Genomic DNA, 19,558 nt, shown 5'->3' on the forward strand with positions numbered 1-19,558 from the left:
ACCTGAAGGTCGTTGGTTCAAATCCAACCCCCGCAACCAAACCTCATTGATATAAAACATTTTTATAGCCTCACTGTTAACAGTGGGGCTTTTCGCGTTCGGCAATCAAATGGCGGTAAGATGGTGGCAAACGCAATGCCGTACAGACGCATTGTACGGGTTGAGTGCGAGCGGCACCCTTCGTGTCATGAGTGCGTGCGAACGAGAGCAAACGCTGCCATTTGCTAATGACTTGCCCGCGACAGCGCTGCCGTACGAAAAGCAAATCCCGCGATTTTCGTTTTGCCGTATTTGGTCCGGCGGTCTAATCGGGCGTCGCCATGACTTCCGAACCCACGCGATTTGTCAGCTGGAATATCGCTGTCGCCCTGTCGATCTATGGCATCGTTTTCATTGTCAGCACCGGCATTGCCGCACTTTTCGGCGAGGGTTCAACGCCATTGATTGTGATGATCGGGGTTTCGGTTGCTGGCCTAGCAGTGCTTGTGTTGGTCTGGCTCCGCATGGATGGCCGAGGCGGCCTGGTCGAGAGATTGGCTTATCTTATGGGCGGATCGCTCATCGGGTTCGATCTGCTAGGAAACCTTGCCACTCTTTTCGCCGCGCATATTCGCTAACGATAAAGCGCGAAATTCTTTCAGACTGCCGCGCGGGCATGGAAAGTGAATTGGCGCATGAATAGGGCGCCGTCGCACATATCATTTTTACAACCGTCAGTTGTTTGCCAATCTGTTTCTCGCCCCCATTGTGCGCAAGTCTCGCCTTCAGCCAGTTGGCGACGATCGGGGAGAAGGCCGGTAAAGCGCGAGGCGCGGTCATCCGATTTGCGTCGGGTCTGATGGTGAAGGCGGTTCGATAGCATTCTAGTGTAGTTTTCTGGAGCGATTAAGATGGGTTCGATGTCGTTGGCGCACTGGATCATCGTGATGGTGGTCGTGCTTGTCCTGTTCGGTCGCGGCCGCATTTCGGAAGCCATGGGCGACTTCGGGAAAGGCATCCGCCATTTCCGACAGGGACTGAATGACGAAAGCGACACGATAGAAGCCAGAAAGCTTCCGACCAATGAACGCTCGCCGACCGACTAACCATGCGCAAAACCCTGCACGCTCGTCGCATGGGCTTACTCGGGAATGGACGGAAGCGTTATAGCCAGCCCAGCCGGCGGAAGCGAAACCATAGCCCGATGCTGACCGATACGATCACTAGCAGGATCAAGGGGTAACCCCACCGGCTCTGCAATTCAGGCATGACTTCGAAGTTCATGCCGTAGATCCCGGCGATTGCGGTCGGAACCGCCAGGATCGCCGCCCAAGCCGCCAGTTGCCGGGTAATCGCGTTCTGGTTTTGCTGTTCGATCAGCGCGCTGGTTTCCATCACCGACGCCAGCACTTCACGCTGTAATCGCGTCAACGTTTCGGCGCGATGGACGTGATCGTTCACGTCGCGGAAATAGGGCCGCATCTCGGGATCGACGGCGGGCAGGTCGAGGTGTGCGAGCTTGGCACAGACTTCCTCCATCGGGACCAGTTGCCTTTGCAGCCGCAGCAATTGCCGGCGCAGCGAAAAGACTTCCTTCGTGTGGCTGCGGTCCAGCCCGCCATCGACAGCCTCCTCCTCGAAGTGGTCGAGTTTTTCGCCAATTCTGTCGAGCGGAGGGAAATAGCCGTCGATGATAAGGTCGAGCACCGCATGCAGGACGAAATCCGGACCCTGCACGAGCAGCGCGGCATCATCCTCGATCCGCTCTCGCAACAAGGAGTGGCCCTCGCTCGACCCCAGTCGGACCGTGACGATAAAATTTTCCGACACGAAGAACGACGTCAGCCCGAATTGCATTCTCGTATCGATGAGCGAGACAGTGCGTGCCTTGACGAACAAGTGCCGCCCATAGACCTCAAGTTTCGGAAGCCCGGCCAGCGACTGCGCATCTTCGACTGGCAAGGGATGCAGGTGATAGCGTTGTGCGACTGCGTGCAATTCTTCCGCGGTCGGTTCGAACAGGCCCACCCATTCGAATTCGTTATCGCGTTCAGACACGGGCGCGGCGAAATCGACGGCGCCTTGGCGCATGCCATCACGATAGGAAAAGGCGGCGATGACGCTCATGGCGCGGTTGGCGCCATACGCTTTTGACCGATGAGGGTCCCTTTCGCGCCCCTTGGATCGAGGCGGAAATCGAATTCGGGCCAGTTTTTTCGCCAGCGCCTGGCCACGATCCGTTCGCCGGGCCGGTTCGCATCGTCTAGCAGTACGGTGCCGCCCTCCCTGATCCGGGGGAACAGCAATTCGGCGCCACCTCTGACCAACGGATGCGTCGCCCATGGCGGGCCATCGATGATCAGCAAGTCTATTTCGTCAGGGACGCCCGAAAGCGCGTACCAGATCGGCGACCAGTCGACCCATCCGGCCTCCAGCGGAGCATGCCTGAAATCGACGTTCAGGCCATATTCGGCGAGCCATTCGCGCATCGCTTCGAGGAAGACTTCGTGCTGATCGAAGCTGACCAGATGGCCACCGCCATTACGTTCCAACGCGCGCGCCGCGATCAGCGAAGTCGCGCCCGCGCCCAGTTCGACAACGACCTTGGGCCTGAGCAGTTCGATGGTATCGACTATATGATGAAGCAGCACCGTATCCGCCTTCCAGCTGCCGAGGTTGGGCAGGGCGTCGTCGGGCAGGTCCAGCCGTTCGAGCAGGCGGCGCTTGTCCGCCTTGGATCCCCCGCGCAGCGACCGCAGCAGCCAGGGCCACTGGATCAGGCCGAACCCGGCAACGACGAGGCGTCTGCGCCAAAGCGCCGACTGGCCCGCAGGGGCAGGAGACGAAAGCGCGAAAGGCCCCGTTGTTTCTTTGGTCGTCACGAAGCCTCTTGCATCTGTTCGGCGCAGCGCATGCGATCATTCCACATATATGCAACATGGTTTTGATGCACCAGCGCCGAACGGAGTGCTTTGCGCGCCGAGCCCCGATCGGAAGCGCCTGAAATCAGGCTCGCGGGGCCGTCGGAGCCTGCTTCATGCGAAAGGTGTCGCGAATTCCATCCTGATGCCTCCTGGAATGAAGACGAGGAAGTGACGCGTCGCAGAGCCTGGTCCGATCGGGCACGGTGCAACGTCGATCGTCACTTGCGGGTGCTTGCGCAGCAATTCCCACACCGTATCGAGGGCCGCATCGTCAGCCACGGCAAGCGAGAGATGGTGCAGGCCGATGTTGGCGCGGCGATCGAAGGCGCGCGCGGATGCCGGGTCGGTCGCGCGCCAAAGCGTGAGAAGGGTCATGCCATCGGACACGAAGATCGAAGGATAATGGGGCACGCCGCCGACTTCGTCGAAGCCGAGCACGCCGCAGAAGAAATCGCGCGCCTCATCCAGATCGGGCACGGTCAACCCGACGTGATGGACGCCGCGGGTAAGTTTGGTGTTCATGGTTTCGATCCTTCCAGCTCGGCAACGCGCATCCGCAGCCGGGTGATTTCGTCTATGAAGGGTTGCGTACGCTGCCCGACTTCGGCTTCGGAAAAGCGGGGGGTGATGTGTTGCGGGCAGTTCCAGTCGAACCCGACGACATCGATCACAAAGACGCGTTCGGGCGCGGCGGGATAGTGCGGTACCGTCAGCGCAGCGATGTCGTCGGCATTGTCGGTGACGCGCGCATGACCGATCAACTTTAGCCGGCGACGATTGGGATAATCCATCAGGAACAACGCGACGCGGTCGTCCGCCGTCAGGTTGGCGACCGAAAGGAACTGCATGTTGCCTCGGTAATCCGCAAAGCCGATACGGTTGCCTTCGACCTTGCGCAGGAATCCCGCAGGTCCGCCGCGATGCTGGACATAGGGCCAGCCGCTCTCGCCGATGCTCGCCATGTAGAAGCTGTCGCGCGGCGCGATGAAATCGCATTCCCGCGCCGTAAGCTGGTCTGCGGCGTCGGCGCCGGCTTCCATCCGTGCATAGGATGAGCGCGAACCGGCCTCCGTTTGCAGGGCACGACTGCCCGGTCCGAACATTGTGCGAAGAAATACCTGTGCCATGCCGGCCAGCTTATAGCATTGCCTTTTTCGGGATAATACCAGATAAAACGTGATCACTATTTCATTTTGGATAATAATGGACCGGTTCGAAACTTTGGCCGCGTTTGTCGCCGTCGCCGATCGGGGCAGCTTCGTCGCGGCGGCCCGCACGCTTGAAACATCGCCGCCTGCGATCACCCGCGCGGTCGCGTCGCTTGAGCGTCATCTGGGCGTGACGCTATTTCATCGTTCGACCCGGGCAGTATCGCTGACCGACGACGGCGCGGCCTTGCTGGACCGGGCCCGCCGCATCCTCGTCGATTTGCGAGAGGCCGAGCGGATCGTCATGGGTGGGAGATCCGTGCCGCGCGGGCAGGTTTTTCTCACCGCGCCGGTGATGTTCGGCAGGATGCACGTCCTACCGGTGGTCAGCGCACTGTTGGCCAAGCATGACGGATTGAGCGCGCGGATGATGCTCGTCGATCGCAACGTGCGCATCGTCGAAGAAGGCATCGACCTTGCAGTGAGGATCGGCGCGGTCGCCGACAGCGCCTTGCGCGCAATCACGATCGGGTCGGTCCGACAGACGGTCGTGGCCAGTCCCGGCTACCTCGCCGAACACGGGGTGCCGGTTGTGCCGGCTGATCTGACGCACCATCGCTGCATCGTCACCAGCGGCGTTCGGGCCGGTGCCGCCTGGTCGTTCGAAGCGAACGGCGGCGCGGTCGTGGACGTCGCACCACGGCTGACCGTCAATACCATCGACGCCACCGTCGCGGCGGCTGAGGCGGGGCTGGGAGTTGCGAACCTGCTGAGCTATCAGACGGCCGATCCGATCGCGGCGGGGCGGCTCGTGCGCGTTCTCGACGATCAAGCGCCTGTGCCGATGCCGGTGACGCTATTGTTCGAGGCGGGTCGCGCGGCGATGCCCGCGGTTCGGTTGCTTATCGAAGCGATGAAGGAACGGGCGCGCGAGCACGAATGGCGCTGACGGACAGTCGCAGTATGCCCGGTGCCGAGCCATGCGCTTGCCTAGCGGTCGTCGTGAAACAGGTCGCCGATCGACCGTGCGAAATGGGATTCCATAGCGATCCTGGCCAAATCGGGATCCCTCTCCGCAATCGCGGACGCGACCTTGTTGTGGAGCATGACCGATTCGGTCTTTTCCTGTTCGGTCGTACGGCCAGCCCACGCCTTGGGAATTGCGACCTGCATCATCTGTTCGAACGAACGGACGATCTGATAAAACATCTGGTTCCCGCTGGCGAGCGCGATGGTCTGATGGAACTGCGTGTCGGCCAGCGTGCGGGTCGCTTCATCGTTGCTGACGGCAAGCGTGCGCGCCGCGGCGAGAATGGCATCGGCCTGTGCATCGCTGCGGTTGAGCGCGGCAAGTTCAGCGGTGCGCAATTCCAGCGTGCGGCGAACATCCCATACGTCGGCCAGGGATACTTGCGCGGTGCTGACGGCGTGCCCCATCGATGCCGCCATGACCGATCCGTCCATCGCGCCCACCCGCGCACGACGGCCGTTGCCGACATCGATCATCCGGAGCGCGGCGAGGGCGTGAAAAGCCTCTCGCATCACGGGGCGGCTTACGCCCAGATCCGCAGCGAACCTGCCTTCGCTGGGCAGGACGTCCCCGACCTTCAGCCGGTTGGCATCGATATGCGCGCGCACGGCGGCGGTCGCGCTTTCGACCAGGGTTCCCTTGTGCGTGGAAGTCGTCATCTCGTTCATCCCGCGATCCCTGTGCGGCGCAGTTCGCTTGGCGCCATGCCGAACCGGCGATTGAAGGCGCGCGTGAACGCCGCGTTGTTGAGATAGGAGCAACGATAGGCGATCGTCGCCACCGGCAAGTCGCTGGCCAGCAGCATCGTCCGGGCTTCGGACAGGCGCCGTTCGCTCAACACCTGTGCTATGGTGGCGCCATAGATCCCGTGGAAGCCCCGAGCCAGCTTGTCGCGGTTCAAGCCGGTCGTCCGCGCAAGTTCGGCGATGGTGATCTTGTCCTGCCAGCGTTGATCGATGGCGCGGCGCGCCGCGGTCACACGTGCCACATCGCCTTCACTGAGGTCGCATTCGCTCCCGGTGGCGACGAGCGTCGCGCCATCGGCAAGCGCGGCGTGGATCTGGCACAACAGTTCGATACTGCGGGCAAGGCGCAGCGTATCGCGCGCCTCTCCCCGCCCTTCGCAATCCAGGATCGATAGCGCGAGCATCACCAGCCCGCTGGGTAGGTGCCAAGTCTCCCCACCGTCTGGATGCGCCGAAAACAGGCGATCGCAAGCGGCACGCGCCGCGATCAGGACCAGCGGCGTGTCATTCGCCGATGCTGGGCGGAAATCGCGGTCATAGGTCAGCAAAGGTCGTCGTTCATCGGTCAGGCCGTTGAACCGGAATGCGACTGGATGAAGGGGCAGGGCGCAATCCGGCGCCGGGCCATGGCCGATCAGCGTGACCATCTCGTGCGATACCTGGATAGCGCTTTTCATACCCCATTCCTCTCCCGAACGGTTCGTAAACCTATATGATAGCTACCGCAAGAGCTATCTTACAGGTTCCGGGGCATTGCGCCATGCGATCACGAAACCTGCGCAGCCGATCAGGCTGACAATCAGCCCGACGATGGCCATCGCGCGGTCGAGCATCGCTTCGCCGCCAAGCCAGGCGCTGACCACTGTCACCAGTGTCGGTGCTATGCCGAATGCGACAAGTCCGCCTACGGCAAGGAAGACCCCCACCGAGAGGCCGCGCAATTCGTTGGGCAGGATCACGGCCAGCGCCGTCGCGGTGACGAGGCCCGTGATCGTACCGCCGAACAGGAGGACGAAAAGCGCCAGCGCGAATGTGGGGACATCGGGCGCCAGCGGGAAAAGCGCCGCCGGCATCGCGATGATCGAAGCGAAGATCGCGCCGAGCAGGATGCCGCCGCGCCGGCCGGTGCGATGGCCCGCATCGGCGGCGATCCCGCCCACCAGCGCGCCAAGGATGCCGGCGCCGAAAATCACCGCGCCCATCCATCCGGCGAATTCCTGCGGCGTCACGCCATACGATCGCGACAGCACTGGCGCGGCCCAGATCGCCGCCGCCGCATCGGCCATCAGCACTCCGATCTGGCCGAGGAACAAGGGCACGAGAAAACGGCTGTAGCTGCCCAGTTCGCGGAATATCTCGCCCAACGGCGCACGCGGCCCGGCTTTTGTTTCAAGCCGGGGCGGCTCCTTCATGAAGGCGAGGGCTGCAACGATGCCTATGCTCGCGAGCCCGAGCATGAGGTGGATGCTTCGCCACGCGGCAAGTCCGAACAAGCCGCCACGGTCGAGGAAAAGGCCAAGCAGCCAGCCGCCAAGCGCAAAGGCAAGCCCGGTGCCGGCATACTTGCCGATCGTCAGCAGCAGCAACGAACGCCCCCGCCTATCCGGCAGCGAAAGATCGGCGGCGAGCGAGATTGCGATGGTGGTCGATATGTTCGCGCCCACGCCGCCCAGCATGCGGGCTGCAAACAGCAACGGCAAACTGTGCGCAAAGGCGGTCAGCAACGTGCCCGCGGTCCACGCCACGGCGGTCCACAGCAGCAGACGCACGCGAACCGCACGATCGACCAGCAATCCCACCGGCACGGCCAGCACGGCGAGCGGGATCGACACTGCCAGCCCGTTGAGCAGGCTCATCTGGAAATCGCTGAAACCCAATTCAGCCTTGGCTTGTTCCTGCACCGCGCTGAATACGCCGAGCATGACGTTGCCCGCCGCCATGGCCGTGGCCAACAGGACGAGCACGGGCCATGCCCTTCGCGATGGCGCCTTGCTCACAAGGCGAAGATCTTGCCGGGGTTTAGCAGGTTCTGCGGATCGAGCGCACGCTTGATCATGCGCATCTGGTCGACCGCGTCGCCCAGTTCGGCGACCAGCCACTCCTGCTTGCCCAGCCCGATGCCGTGTTCGCCGGTGCAGGTTCCGTCCATCGCCAGTGCCCGCTCGATCAGGCGCCGGTTGATCGCTTCGACTTCGGACCATTCGTCCGGCGCATTGGGGTCGAGCGAGAATACGACGTGGAAATTGCCGTCGCCGACGTGGCCCAGGATCGTGGCCGGCATGCTAGCGGTGGCAAGGTCTGCCTGCGTTTCGACAATGCATTGGGCCAGCCGGCTTATCGGCACGCAGACATCGGTGGCCCAGCCAACCGCGCCTTGTCGCAAGTTTACGGCGGCATAGTAGGCATCGTGCCTTGCGCGCCACAGTCGGTTGCGCTCTTCGGGTCGGTCTGACCAGTCGAACGCACTGCCGCCATTGCCCTGAGCCAGCGCTTCGACCGTCGCGACCTGTTCGGCGACATATGCCGCGCTGCCGTGAAATTCGAAGAACAGCGTCGGCGCTTCGGCATAGTCGAGCTTGGACCAGCGATTGACTGCGCGCATTTGCAGCGCGTCGAGGATTTCGACCCGCGCCAACGGCACGCCGCACTGAATCGACTGGACCACAGTGTCCACCGCGCCTTCGAGCGATGCGAAGCTGCAGACTGCGGCCGAGATCGCTTCGGGAATGGGATGGAGCCGCAGCGTGACTTCGGTGATGATGCCTAGCGTGCCTTCGGACCCGACGTACAGGCGGGTGAGGTCGTATCCTGCCGCCGACTTGCGCGCGCGCCGGGCGGTGCGGATCACCTTGCCCTGCGGCGTCACGATCTCAAGGCTCAGCACCGCGTCCTTCATCGTGCCGTAGCGAACCGCGTTGGTGCCGCTCGCCCGGGTCGAGGCCATGCCGCCGATCGTGGCGTTGGCGCCGGGGTCGATGGGAAAGAACAGGCCCTTGTCGCGCAAGTGCAGGTTCAATTCCTCGCGCCGGACGCCGGGCTGGACGACGCAGTCGAAATCGGCGTCGTTGACCGTGACGATCCGGTCCATCCGCGTCAGGTCGAGCGAGATGCCGCCAAGCACCGCGGCGGCGTTACCTTCTATCGATGTGCCCGCACCGAAAGGGACGATCGGCACGTCGGCCGCCGCGCAAAGATTGACCAGCGCGACGACGTCGTCGGTGTTCTCGGCGAACACGACCGCGTCGGGCAACATCGCTTCGTAATGCGATTCGCTCGATCCGTGCTGTTCACGGATGGCCTGACCCGCTTGCAGCCGGCTGCCGAAACGGGCCTCGATCCTGGCGAGGAACCCTTCGGGCAGCGGTCGGCGCGGGGGCAAGTTTGCGCCCGTGTGCATGTCAGAAATTCAATGCGGCGCGGACGCCGACGCGGCGGCTGTCACCCATGATGCCAAGGTCGGAGGCGGGAAGCCCGGCAAGCTGCAACGTGGTGCGCTCGATAAAGCTTTCCCAATACTCTTCCTTGAACAAGTTGCTGACAAAGGCGCTGATTTGAACCGGTCCCGTGCGATAAGTCGCCGAACCGCCGACGAGCCAGTAACCGTCGAGCAAGGTCGGCGTCGTCTGGTTTAGCGTGGCCGCCAGCCGCTTGCCCTTGCCGGTGACATTGGCGCTGAGAACGAATTCGCTGGCGCCAAGGTCGATGGTGTAATCGGTCGCGAGGTTCGCCGACCAGTCGGGCTGGAACGTCAGCCGGTCCGAGGACAGCGTACGGCCCGTGGTCTGGGTATAGGCGCTGGAATCGGTAAAGCGAGCGTGCATCAGGGTCAGCCCGCCGCTGACCGACCATGCCGGGACCGGTTTGACGAAGCCTTCCAGCTCGACGCCATAGGTTTCGACGTCGCCGGAATTGAGATCGACCGTGACCAGCCCGCCGCCTGCCGCCGGGGCAATCGAATTCAGGCCGATGTAATCCTTGTAATCGTTATAGAACAGCGCCCCTGCAATGCCCGCATTGCCGCCGGGTGCACCGTATTTCGCGCCCACTTCGTACGTCCATGCGCTGTCGCCGCGATACGTCCGGGTAGGGGCGGTCGGTGCGTTGAAGCCGCCGCCGCGATAGCCGCGCGCGACCGACGCATATGTCATGAGTTCCGGCGACCAGGTGCGCCGCACGGTCAGCTTGGGTTGCCATTCGCTCGACTTGATCTTCGCTTCGGGCAGTGGCCCGCCGACCGATCCGAGCGGACCGAGCACGGTCACGACCGAACCGTTGGCCGAGCGCGTCTCTCGATCGTAACGCAGGCCCAGCGCTACTTCCCATGCGTTTGTCGGGTTCCAGAACACAGTGCCGAACGCGGCGTAAGTATCGGCTTTGGTCGCATTGGTGGTGTTGCGAACCACGTCGAAAGGAAATCCGGTGATGATCGGATACAATGTGGTCGCATCGACCGCCTTGGCTTCCTCGCGGCTGTAGAACAGGCCCATGAGGGTCGAGATCGTCGGCGACAGGTCGCTGTCCAGCCGCAGCTCGGTGGTTTTCGTGCGGAGGGTATCGCCACCCGTCGCGCGGGCGAAATCGCCCGGTCCGAAATCGACGTCGCCTTCGACATTGGTCCCGTCGCGCGCGTCAAAGGCGCCGATCAGCGTCAGCTTGCTGGCCAGCGCCTCGATCGGCACCGCAAGCTTCGCATTGATGCCCCGATATTTGTATTCGACCGCGTTGAGCGTGTTGAAGGTCAGGTCGCGCGAATAATCGTCGGTGCCGTCGACACGGGAATAGGGAATGTTGACCGAGTCGATCCAGTCGTAATAGCCATTGACCGTCAGCTCGACCGCCCCCGGCGTCAGTCGCACCGTGCCGTTGATGGAATCGCTGTTGAATGGCGTCCCGGCCTTGTCGAGCAGGATGTTGCGGCTGAACCCGTCCTGTTCCTGATGCGATGCGGCGACGCGGACGGACAGCAGGTCGGCCACGATCGGCCCCGACAGCGATCCTGCGACAATCATCTGGTCATCAGGGCCAGCATAGCTTGCGCTGGCGCGGCCTTCGAACTGGTTGCCGGGCAGGCGGGTGATGACGTTGATCGCGCCGCCCAGCGTGTTCTTGCCGTAAAGCGTACCCTGCGGTCCGCGCAGCACTTCGATCCGCTCGAGATCGAGCAACGGGTTGTTGAGATAGGCGGTATTGGGCCGGTAGATGCCGTCGACGAACAGGCCGACGCCCGGCTGGACCGATTGCACCAGCGTCACGCCCACCCCGCGGATCGCCACGAATGCGCGGCCCGCACCGTCGCTGTTGATGTTCAGGCCGGGCGACAGCACCGCCGCTTCGCGTACCGAATTCATGCCGCGCGACGCCAGCGTGTCGCCGTCGATGGCAGTGACCGCGAGCGGTACGTCGAGCAAAGTTTCTTCGCGCTTGCGGGCGGTGACGACGATCAGCTGGTTTTCGGACTGCTGCGTCGCGACGGTTTGCGCCGATCTGTCTTCGGGCAGCGCGCTCTGGGCATGGGCTGCGATGGGCAAGAGCGTGGCAATGGCAACACTGGCGACAGAAGCGCTGGCGAAACAGGCGTGACGGATTGACAGCATCGGTTGGTCCTCTCCCCCGGGGTCACAAGCCCCGCTACCCGACCTATCTGACAGCTTTCATACCTATATGAAAGGTCGCGCGTATTTGCCGATCGTCAGAGCGATTGTGCCGATCGTCCTCACCAACAAGTATAACCACCGTCGGCGAGGACGATGCTGCCTGTCATCAGCGATGCCATGTCGGACGCTAGAAACAGCACGATGGCCGCGACTTCCTCCGGCTCGCCCAGCCGTCCCATCGGGGTTCCGTCGATCCACCGGCGGTACATCTCGCCGCTCTTGTCCGCAAAGGCGTTGAGCGGCGTGGCGATATAGGTCGGCGCCACCGCGTTGACCCTGACGCCGCGATCCGCCCATTCGGCGGCAAGGCTGCGGGTAAGCTGGTGCACTGCCGCCTTGGAGGCGTTGTAATAGCTCTGCGGCTGGGGGCGATTGACAATGAACCCGCTCATCGACCCGATATTGACGATGCTGCCGCGACCTGCTGCCAACATGTGGCGGCCAAAGCTGCGGGCGCACCAGAAGCTGCCGTTGAGATTGACGTCGAGCACGTTGCGCCAGTGTTCGTCCGTGACATCCTCTGCGGGGGTTTCGCTTCGCGCGATACCGGCATTGTTGACGAGAATGTCGATCCGTCCCGCCCGCGCCAACATGGCTTCTGCCGCTGCGTCGACGGCTTTCGAATCGGTCACGTCGAGCGTCGCTGTTTCGGCATCGATCCCGACAGCGGCCAATCGGCTGGCTGCGAGAGCGAGCGCCTCTCGATCACGGTCGGCAATTGTGATTTGCGCACCCGCTTCGCCCAGTGCCTGTGCACAGGCAAGTCCGATGCCCTGCGCTCCACCCGTGACGAACGCCGTTCGCCCGTCGAGCCGCAGTTTCTCAAGATACATCGCACTTCGTCCTTCAGGCGGGCAGGAATTCGGCGGCGCGCATCGGCGGTTCGGACAGGACCGAATTTGCCTCAAGCTGAAAGACGCCCCGGTTTTCGTCCCATTGCGGCCAGGGCAGGGTGCCGTCCGTGGCAAACCGGGCCCAGATCGCATGAACCCGCTCTGCCAGCGCCGCGGGAGGATGTTCGCCGGCCAGGCCGCGTGGCCCGGTGACGGTGTCGAGCGTGCGAAACACGAACGGCAGTTCGATGCCGTGGCACGCACCGAGCTCTCCGCCGCAGGCCGACGAGCGCCAGTCCATTTCGTACATCCAAGTCCTGCCCCGGTGCGCACTGGCGTATTGGCGCGCGGGCCAGCGAAAGACGAGATCGGTCATCGCGCGCGTCATCGCCGCCCCGGGCCGCACGCCCTTGTCGCCAAGACCATAAGCCTTGAGCGCCGCCCGCGCGCGCGGTTGCGAGCGGGACAGCAACCACCATGCGACCAGCCCCGGTATCTTTTCACGGACGCCGGTGGGCACGAAATAAAGGTTCATTTCTTCCGCATTGGTGCCGATCAGCACCTCAACATCCTGCCCGGCGCCTTGTCGCAGCGCATCGATCGGCTTGACCGGCAGCACGTCGTCACCCCACACCGGGACGAAGCGGCTGATGCCATAAACCGGTTCGAACCCATCGGCATCGCGCAAGTCCACGGCGGACGGCTTCGCGATCCTGTCGAGCACATCCATCGCCGTTTTGTGGCCGACATCGCGAAATCCGTCTGCATCGGGCGTTACGCCCAAGAGCTTGGCCAGTTTGCGCACCAGCCTTTGGGCGATCCCGACTTCGCGGACCATCGCGCCATGACCGCTCTGGATGATTGCGCGCCTGAACAGGCCTGCGGCAAGCGGCGAAGTGACGAGGTCGGCGATGGCCATGGCCCCTGCGCTTTCGCCAAAGACGGTGACGTTGGCCGGATCGCCGCCGAACGCTGAGATGTTTTCCTGAACCCAGCGCAACGCGAACAATATGTCGCGCAGGCCAAGATTGGTCGGCGCACCGGGCACCGGGAGGAAGCCATCGATGCCCATGCGATAATTGATCGCAACGCAGATCGCGCCCGAACGGGCGAACGCGGTTCCGTTGCTGACCGGTGCATCCTTGCTGCCGACGACGAAACCGCCGCCGTGAACCCAGACCATAACCGGCGCGCCCGGCACGCCTTCCGCCGCGCTCGATCCTGCCGCTCTTGATTCCGCGTCCGCCGCTTCGGGCGCCCAGACATTGAGGCGCAGGTAGTCGCCGTCCGATCCGTCGCTGCCGCGACCGATCAACGGCACGGCATCGATTTGCGGCAGATCGCGCACGCGGTGTGGCGCCGAAGGTCCGGGCTCGATCGCGTCGAATATCCCGGCCCATGGCTGCCGTGGCTGCGGCATTGCGAACCGGACGGGGGGCGCGGCATAAGGAATGCCAAGGAACGTGCGAACGCCACCAGCCTGACGGCCGACGACGGTTCCGGCATGCGTCATGACGGGTTGGGTGATGTTGGATGGGTCCATCCAGCCACTATCGCTGCGATGGCTGTTGCTGTCATCCCCGTGGGTTGTGCCGGAAGTCAGGCCGGATTTGCCGGACGCGTGTCCGGTCACGAGATGGCCGGTTTGGCAATGCGCGCCGCGCGGCTATAGGGGGCGTCCGCAATCGCAACCATTCAGGCAAACGCATGGCCCGCAAGCATTCGAAACACGGCCCCTACGACGATGCGCAGGACGAGGATGAAAGTCCCGCTCCGGTGGTGCCGTGCTGGCTCTGCGGCCGGCCCACCGGCAAAACCATCGTGTGGCATCATCCCGTCCCGAAAAGCCGGGGCGGGCGCGATGTCGTCCCGATGCATCCGATCTGCCAGCAAACGCTGATCGCCAATTTCACCAATTCCGAATTGCAGCGCCACGGGATGGACGTGCAAGGTCTGCTGGACAATCCGAACGTGCGCAAGTTCGTCGACTGGGTCGCGAACAAGGACCCCGATTTCACCGCGACGACGGCCAAGAAGAAGCGCTGAACCGGAGCACCTGCGTTTCGGGGTCGCGCAACCGAAGCGCCCTATGATTATATCCAGTCGCCATGCGATCCTGGCTTAAGTATGACAGTTGTCATCAAAAAGCTCGGGCAAAGCACAACAGCCCGTCGCGCCAGCGTTTTTCGGGAGATGGGCATTGTCTGAAGATATGAACTGGGATCTCGAAGTTGACGTCGCCGTGCTCGGCTCTGGCGGGGCGGCGATGACAGCCGCGATCGCAGCGCACGATTTCGGCGCCAAGGATGTCGTGATCCTCGAAAAGACTGGGATGGTCGGCGGCACCACCGCGATGTCGGGCGGGATGCTGTGGGTTCCGGGCAATCCCCATCAGCTGAAGGCCGGTTACGAGGATAACGATGAGGATATCGTCGCCTATCTCGACGCTCTTTCGCCCGGCGCTCTGGACCCTGAAACGCTGATGGCGTTCATGGAAAGCGGGCCGGAAATGCTGTCCTATCTCGCCGAAAGGACGCCGGTCAGCCTCCACGTCTTCAACGATTTTCCCGACTATCAGCCGTACCTTCCCGGTGCGAAGCCCGATGGTGGCCGCTCGCTCGACAACGCGGCCTTTTCGTTCGCACGGCTGGGCAAATGGGCATCGCGGGTCAATCCCAGCAAGATGGCGTACCCCTTACGCGGCAGCCTGATGGAAGCGGTGACCGGCGCGCTGGACGAAGCGACCCTGGCAGAGCGTGAGGCGGGCGACTATCGCGGGCTGGGCCAGGCGCTGGCGGGATCGCTGTTTCTTGCCGTGCTGGATCGCGGCATCCCGGTCGAATTCGAAAAGCGCGCTCGCAAGCTGATCAAGGACGGGGACCGCGTGATCGGCGTCATCGCCGAAGATGCCGACGGCAAGGATTTCCGCGTCCGCGCCCGCCGCGGCGTGGTCATTGCCACCGGCGGCTTCGAATGGAACGAAAAGCTGGTGCAGACTTTCCTGCGTGGGCCGTTGACCGGCCCGGTCAGCGTACCCGAAAACGAAGGCGACGGCCTGTTGATGGCCATCGACGCAGGCGCGCAGCTTGGCAACATGCAGCACGCCTACTGGATGCAGAGCGTGCTGGAAATGAAGCCGCAGCACCGCAATGCCAAGGCGAACTACCTGCTCGGTTCGGATGAACGCGCGCGCCCCGGCGCGATCCTCGTCAACAAAAAGGGCAAGCGGTTCGTCAACGAAGCTGCCAACTACAACGCGCTGGGCAAATCGCTTCACGCCTTTGACGGTGGCACGCACGAATATGCGAACCTGCCGTATTGGCTGATCATCGACGATCGCTATCGCAACAAGTACCACACCTTCAACACGCCCGCGGGCGGCCCGGTCCCGTCGTTCATGATGCAGGCCGACACGCTCGAAGAGCTGGCCGAAATGGCTGGCATCGATCCGGCCGGCCTTGTCGCGCAGGTCGCTCATTTCAATGAAATGGTGCGCAACGGCCACGATGACGATTTCAACCGCGGCGACAACAGCTACGACAATTTCTACATGTGGGGCGACATGGATTTCGAGCCGCCCTACCGCACGCTCGGCGCGATCGACCAGGGGCCGTTCTATGCGGTGAAGATGGAAGCAGGCGCGCTGGGCACCGCGGGCGGGCCGCGCACCAATGCCGAAGCGCAGGTGATCGACTGGAACGATCGGCCGATCCCCGGCCTTTACGCCGCGGGCAACGCGATGTGCGCCGTTCTGGGCGAAGGATACGGCGGGGCCGGTGGCACGCTCGGCCCCGGCCTGACGTTCGGGTATATCGCCGGGCGTCATCTGGGCACGCATATTTCGAACCACTGACCGACTTTCCCAAAAACGCTCTGTCAGTATTATCAGGCAATTGCCTTAAACAAGCTCTCCGGCTAGGTTGTGAGCCAACAAGTCGCTTTGGGAGAGTGCCGTTGAGCCGGCCGTTGAAATTGTTCTGCGCGGTGAAGGGTCATGCTTTTGACCGCAATGCGTTCGAGGACATGTTCCGCGCCTGCGGGGCGGAGCCGACGATCGTGGACCAGCCCGCTGCGTCCGCCATGATCGAAGCGGATCTGCTGGGCGATTACGACGCCATCGCGTTGCACGATATGTGGGGCCTCGATTTCCGGGCCCCGCGCGACGAACGACCCGCATCGGTCGAACCGTCCGATGCGCTGAAGGCCGGGTGGCAGACGATCCTGTCGCGCGGCACCGGCGTGCTGGCGATCCACCATGCCATCGCTGCATGGCCCGCGTGGGACGATTACGCCCGGATGTTGGGCGGGCGCTTTCTCTATCGCGATGGAATGCTGGACGGGGCGATGCGGCAGGACAGCGGCTATTGCCCCGACGTTTTCTATCGCGCGCGAACCGAACCCCATGCCGTGACACGCGGCGTGGCGGATGAGATCGATTTCCTCGACGAGCTTTACGCGATGGAAGTGCTCGATAGCGAAGGACTGGAGCCGATCCTGACCCGCGTCACCGACATCGAACCGGGGCGTTTCATTTCCGCGAAAAAGGCGGTTCGCCGGATCGAGGGCGGGCCGGACTGGTCGCCGTCTTCCGACAACCGGCTGCTCGGCTGGGCCAAGACGGCAGGCCATTCCCGCGTCGTCTATCTCCAACCTGGTGACGGGCCGCAAACGTTCGCGCATGGGGAGTACCGCGCGCTTATCACGAATGCGCTGCGCTGGATCGTGCGAAAGGACGCCGCATGACCATCGACCCCGCCACCCTGTTCGAACCGCTGCGCATCGGCGGGATGACCGTGCCCAATCGCATCGCGCTTGCGCCGATGACCCGCGAATTCGCGCCCGATGGCGTGCCGGGCGACGATGTCGTCGAATACTATCGCCGCCGTGCGGCCGGGGGCACCGGGCTGATCATTACCGAAGGGATGGCCGTTAACGCCACGGGCGCGCACGACGGGCCGATCCCGCTGCTGTTTCAGCCTGAAACCCAATTGGCGCTGGCCCGCATCGCGACGGCGGTAACGGGGGAGGGCGCGTGCATCGTGCCGCAGTTGTGGCATGTGGGGTTGCAGGATTCGCCGACGACGGTGAACCCCGACACGGTGAAACAACGACCGCCGCGTGTCGGCCCGTCGGGCATTTACGGTAATGGGAAGCCCGGCGGTTCGCCGATGACTGATGCGCAGATCGCCGACACTATCGCCGATTTCGCCCGCTGTGCCGCAGGGGCGATGTCCGCGGGTTGCGACGGGATCGAAATCCACGGCGCGCATGGCTACCTGCCCGATCAGTTCATGTGGTCCCGCACCAACCGGCGCAAAGATCGCTATGGCGGCGACGTCGCACAGCGCAGCCGGTTCCTTGCCGAAATCGTCGCCGCTTGCCGCGCCGCGACCTCGCCAGATTTTGCGATCATCGCGCGCATCTCGCAGTGGAAGTCGGTGGATTACGACGCCCGCCTTGCCGACAGCGCCGACGATTGGGCCGCCATGCTCGCGCCCTTGTGCGATGCGGGTGTGGATGCGTTCCATTGTTCGACCCGCCGTTTCTGGGAGCCCGCATTCCCAGACGGCGGCCCGACGCTGGCCGCGCTGACCCGCCGGTTGAGCGGCAGGCCGGTGATCGCGGTAGGCTCTGTGACGCTGGAACGGGATTTCAAGCAAGGCACCAGCGAAACGGGCGGCGGCATCGCCGAAAGCGCGGCGCGTTCGGCCCACGTGGCGCAGATCGTGGAAGCGATGGAGGCGGGCGAATTCGACATGATCGCGGTGGGCCGCGCCATGATCGCCAATGCCGACTGGGCCAACATCGTGCGCGAAGGGCGGGCGGATAACCTGCGACCCTTCGCGCGTGAGATGCTGGCGACGCTGGCCTAGTCTGCGGCTTTTGCCGTGAACGCGATGGGCAGTTCACGCAGCGAATAAGTCAGGAAGCTTGGCACGTGGATCGGCTCGTCCAGCGGGCGGGCAAGGCGGATGTCGTCCAACCGGTTAAGCATGGTGAGAATGCCGATCGCCAATTCCGCGCGGGCCAGCGGCGCACCGACGCAGAAGTGCGCGCCCGCGCCGAAGCCGAGGTGCTGGTTCACGTTCGCGCGCTCCATGTCGAATTGATGCGGGCATCCGAACTTCGCCTCGTCACGATTGGCCGCGCCGTAACGTACGCTGACGACCGAGCCTGCGGGAATCAGCGTGCCCGACAATTCCACGTCGCGGGTGGTGCGGCGGCGCAGCGCCTGTGTCGGGGTCTTGAAACGGATAACTTCCTCGACGAACCGGCGGATGTGCGACGGGTCCTCGCGCAGCCTGTCCTGCAATTCCGGTTCGGTCACCAGCTGCATCATGGCATGGCCCAGCGCAGCGGTCGTTGTGTCGAAACCGCCGCCGATCAACTGGCTCATCACCGATTGCAGTTCGGCCATCGACAGCGGATCTTCGGTATCGCCGTGCGCGTGGACCAGCGCCGACACGAGATCGTCGCGCGGATTGGCGCGGCGTTCCTCGAACAGGCGGGCGAGGTGGTGCTGCGCCTCCAGCTCGATATCCGCGTTAGCGCACAGGGCATCGGCATCCATCACCCGCGACGCGGGCGCCAGCATCGCTTCGCCCCATTTGCGGAAAGTGCCAACCTCGTCCGCATCCAAACCCATCTGCTGGGCAAGGATGACGCCGGGCAACAGCAGCGCGTATTCGGCCATGAACTCGCATTCGCCCCGTTCTGCAAAGCCGTCGATCAGCTTGTTGGCGGTCGCTTCGATATGCGGGCTGAGATCGCGGACGCGGCCGACGGTGAATACCCGGTCGACCAGCTTGCGATAGCGTGAATGGACCGGCGCATCGGTGCGCTGCAATGTCTGGATATGCGGCCAGCCATGTTCGTCGAGATAGTCGTGCAGGACTTTCGAATTTTCCTCACCCTGAAGCGAGGCGCGATCGACGTTGTTCGAAAACGTCTTCGGATCGGTCAGAACTTGGCGCAGATCGTCGTAGCGGGTGACGACGTAGAACCCTGTTTCCGGCATGCGGTAGACGCCCGGCTCGGCCTGGATGCGGGCATAGGCGTCATAGGGTTCGCTCTGCGTCGCGGGGTCGAGCAGGCTGATATCGTCGAGCGATGAAGTCGTCTTGTCCGTCATGCGGGGGCCTCTCTCCGGCATATTTTCACCAAGGATGGTGCAAATGCCTGAAACACTCAAGGCTAATTATGCAAATGACAGCGATTTGGCGGAGATTAGCGTGTTGCAGCGC

The 19,558-nt window shown here is 63.3% G+C and carries 18 protein-coding genes and 1 pseudogene; 7 read left to right on the plus strand and 12 right to left on the minus strand.

Going from position 1 to position 19,558, the window contains the following annotated elements; all coding sequences use genetic code 11:
- Window positions 1-320: 320 nt before the first annotated feature.
- Both EKN06_RS00005 and EKN06_RS00010 read left to right on the plus strand, forming a co-directional pair.
- Window positions 321-617, plus strand: a complete 297-nt coding sequence (locus EKN06_RS00005) for a hypothetical protein (protein ID WP_127610849.1) — start codon at window positions 321-323, stop codon at window positions 615-617.
- A 273-nt stretch (window positions 618-890) separates the two neighbouring features.
- A complete protein-coding gene (locus tag EKN06_RS00010) occupies window positions 891-1,085 on the plus strand; it encodes a twin-arginine translocase TatA/TatE family subunit (protein WP_127610850.1) in 195 nt (64 codons plus the stop codon).
- A gap of 58 nt (window positions 1,086-1,143) precedes the next feature.
- Here EKN06_RS00010 and EKN06_RS00015 read toward each other — a convergent pair whose 3' ends face one another.
- The 4 genes and pseudogenes from EKN06_RS00015 to EKN06_RS00030 form a co-directional block, all read right to left on the minus strand.
- On the minus strand, window positions 1,144-2,106 hold the full coding sequence (locus EKN06_RS00015; RefSeq protein WP_127610851.1) for a magnesium and cobalt transport protein CorA: 963 nt from the start codon (window positions 2,104-2,106) through the stop codon (window positions 1,144-1,146).
- 191 nt (window positions 2,107-2,297) lie between these two features.
- A pseudogene (locus EKN06_RS00020) lies at window positions 2,298-2,861 on the minus strand (class I SAM-dependent methyltransferase); the annotation flags it as partial.
- A gap of 153 nt (window positions 2,862-3,014) precedes the next feature.
- Entirely contained in the window at window positions 3,015-3,425 is a 411-nt protein-coding gene (locus EKN06_RS00025) for a VOC family protein (RefSeq protein ID WP_127610853.1), read from the minus strand.
- Entirely contained in the window at window positions 3,422-4,030 is a 609-nt protein-coding gene (locus tag EKN06_RS00030; protein WP_127610854.1) for a pyridoxamine 5'-phosphate oxidase family protein, read from the minus strand. Before EKN06_RS00030 ends, EKN06_RS00025 begins: the two co-directional genes overlap by 4 nt.
- Before the next feature lie 76 nt (window positions 4,031-4,106).
- On the opposite strand from EKN06_RS00030, the gene EKN06_RS00035 reads away from it, so the two are divergent.
- Complete coding sequence (locus tag EKN06_RS00035; protein WP_127610855.1) at window positions 4,107-5,000, plus strand: LysR family transcriptional regulator; 894 nt, start codon at window positions 4,107-4,109, stop codon at window positions 4,998-5,000.
- Between the two features lie 41 nt (window positions 5,001-5,041).
- Here EKN06_RS00035 and EKN06_RS00040 read toward each other — a convergent pair whose 3' ends face one another.
- The 7 genes from EKN06_RS00040 to EKN06_RS00070 form a co-directional block, all read right to left on the minus strand.
- On the minus strand, window positions 5,042-5,740 hold the full coding sequence (locus EKN06_RS00040; RefSeq protein WP_240654524.1) for a FadR/GntR family transcriptional regulator: 699 nt from the start codon (window positions 5,738-5,740) through the stop codon (window positions 5,042-5,044).
- A 5-nt stretch (window positions 5,741-5,745) separates the two neighbouring features.
- A complete protein-coding gene (locus EKN06_RS00045; protein WP_240654525.1) occupies window positions 5,746-6,504 on the minus strand; it encodes a helix-turn-helix transcriptional regulator in 759 nt (252 codons plus the stop codon).
- A gap of 54 nt (window positions 6,505-6,558) precedes the next feature.
- Window positions 6,559-7,791, minus strand: a complete 1,233-nt coding sequence (locus EKN06_RS00050) for an MFS transporter (RefSeq protein WP_240654526.1) — start codon at window positions 7,789-7,791, stop codon at window positions 6,559-6,561.
- Between the two features lie 29 nt (window positions 7,792-7,820).
- A complete protein-coding gene (locus EKN06_RS00055; protein WP_127610857.1) occupies window positions 7,821-9,224 on the minus strand; it encodes an FAD-binding oxidoreductase in 1,404 nt (467 codons plus the stop codon).
- 1 nt (window position 9,225) lies between these two features.
- Entirely contained in the window at window positions 9,226-11,421 is a 2,196-nt protein-coding gene (locus EKN06_RS00060; protein ID WP_240654527.1) for a TonB-dependent receptor, read from the minus strand.
- 119 nt (window positions 11,422-11,540) lie between these two features.
- Window positions 11,541-12,314 (minus strand): SDR family NAD(P)-dependent oxidoreductase, encoded by a 774-nt coding sequence (locus tag EKN06_RS00065; RefSeq protein ID WP_127610858.1) that lies wholly within the window; start codon window positions 12,312-12,314, stop codon window positions 11,541-11,543.
- Window positions 12,315-12,327: 13 nt separating this feature from the next.
- A complete protein-coding gene (locus tag EKN06_RS00070) occupies window positions 12,328-13,947 on the minus strand; it encodes a carboxylesterase/lipase family protein (protein ID WP_240654528.1) in 1,620 nt (539 codons plus the stop codon).
- 74 nt (window positions 13,948-14,021) lie between these two features.
- Between EKN06_RS00070 and EKN06_RS00075 the strand changes: the two genes are divergently transcribed.
- The 4 genes from EKN06_RS00075 to EKN06_RS00090 all read left to right on the plus strand — a co-directional run bounded on the left by EKN06_RS00075 (window position 14,022) and on the right by EKN06_RS00090 (window position 18,187).
- The gene (locus EKN06_RS00075; protein WP_127610859.1) at window positions 14,022-14,360 is read left to right on the plus strand and encodes a hypothetical protein; all 339 of its coding nucleotides are present in this window, start codon (window positions 14,022-14,024) and stop codon (window positions 14,358-14,360) included.
- 154 nt (window positions 14,361-14,514) lie between these two features.
- Entirely contained in the window at window positions 14,515-16,167 is a 1,653-nt protein-coding gene (locus EKN06_RS00080) for an FAD-binding protein (protein ID WP_127610860.1), read from the plus strand.
- Between the two features lie 101 nt (window positions 16,168-16,268).
- Window positions 16,269-17,057: a ThuA domain-containing protein gene (locus tag EKN06_RS00085; protein WP_127610861.1), complete on the plus strand. Its 789-nt coding sequence runs from the start codon at window positions 16,269-16,271 to the stop codon at window positions 17,055-17,057.
- Entirely contained in the window at window positions 17,054-18,187 is a 1,134-nt protein-coding gene (locus EKN06_RS00090; RefSeq protein WP_127610862.1) for an oxidoreductase, read from the plus strand. Before EKN06_RS00085 ends, EKN06_RS00090 begins: the two co-directional genes overlap by 4 nt.
- Here EKN06_RS00090 and EKN06_RS00095 read toward each other — a convergent pair.
- A complete protein-coding gene (locus EKN06_RS00095) occupies window positions 18,184-19,446 on the minus strand; it encodes a cytochrome P450 (RefSeq protein WP_127610863.1) in 1,263 nt (420 codons plus the stop codon). The genes EKN06_RS00090 and EKN06_RS00095 overlap by 4 nt on opposite strands.
- Window positions 19,447-19,558: the final 112 nt, after the last annotated feature.

The organism is Croceicoccus ponticola (genome assembly GCF_004004515.1).
Taxonomy (GTDB): Bacteria; Pseudomonadota; Alphaproteobacteria; order Sphingomonadales; family Sphingomonadaceae; genus Croceicoccus; species Croceicoccus ponticola.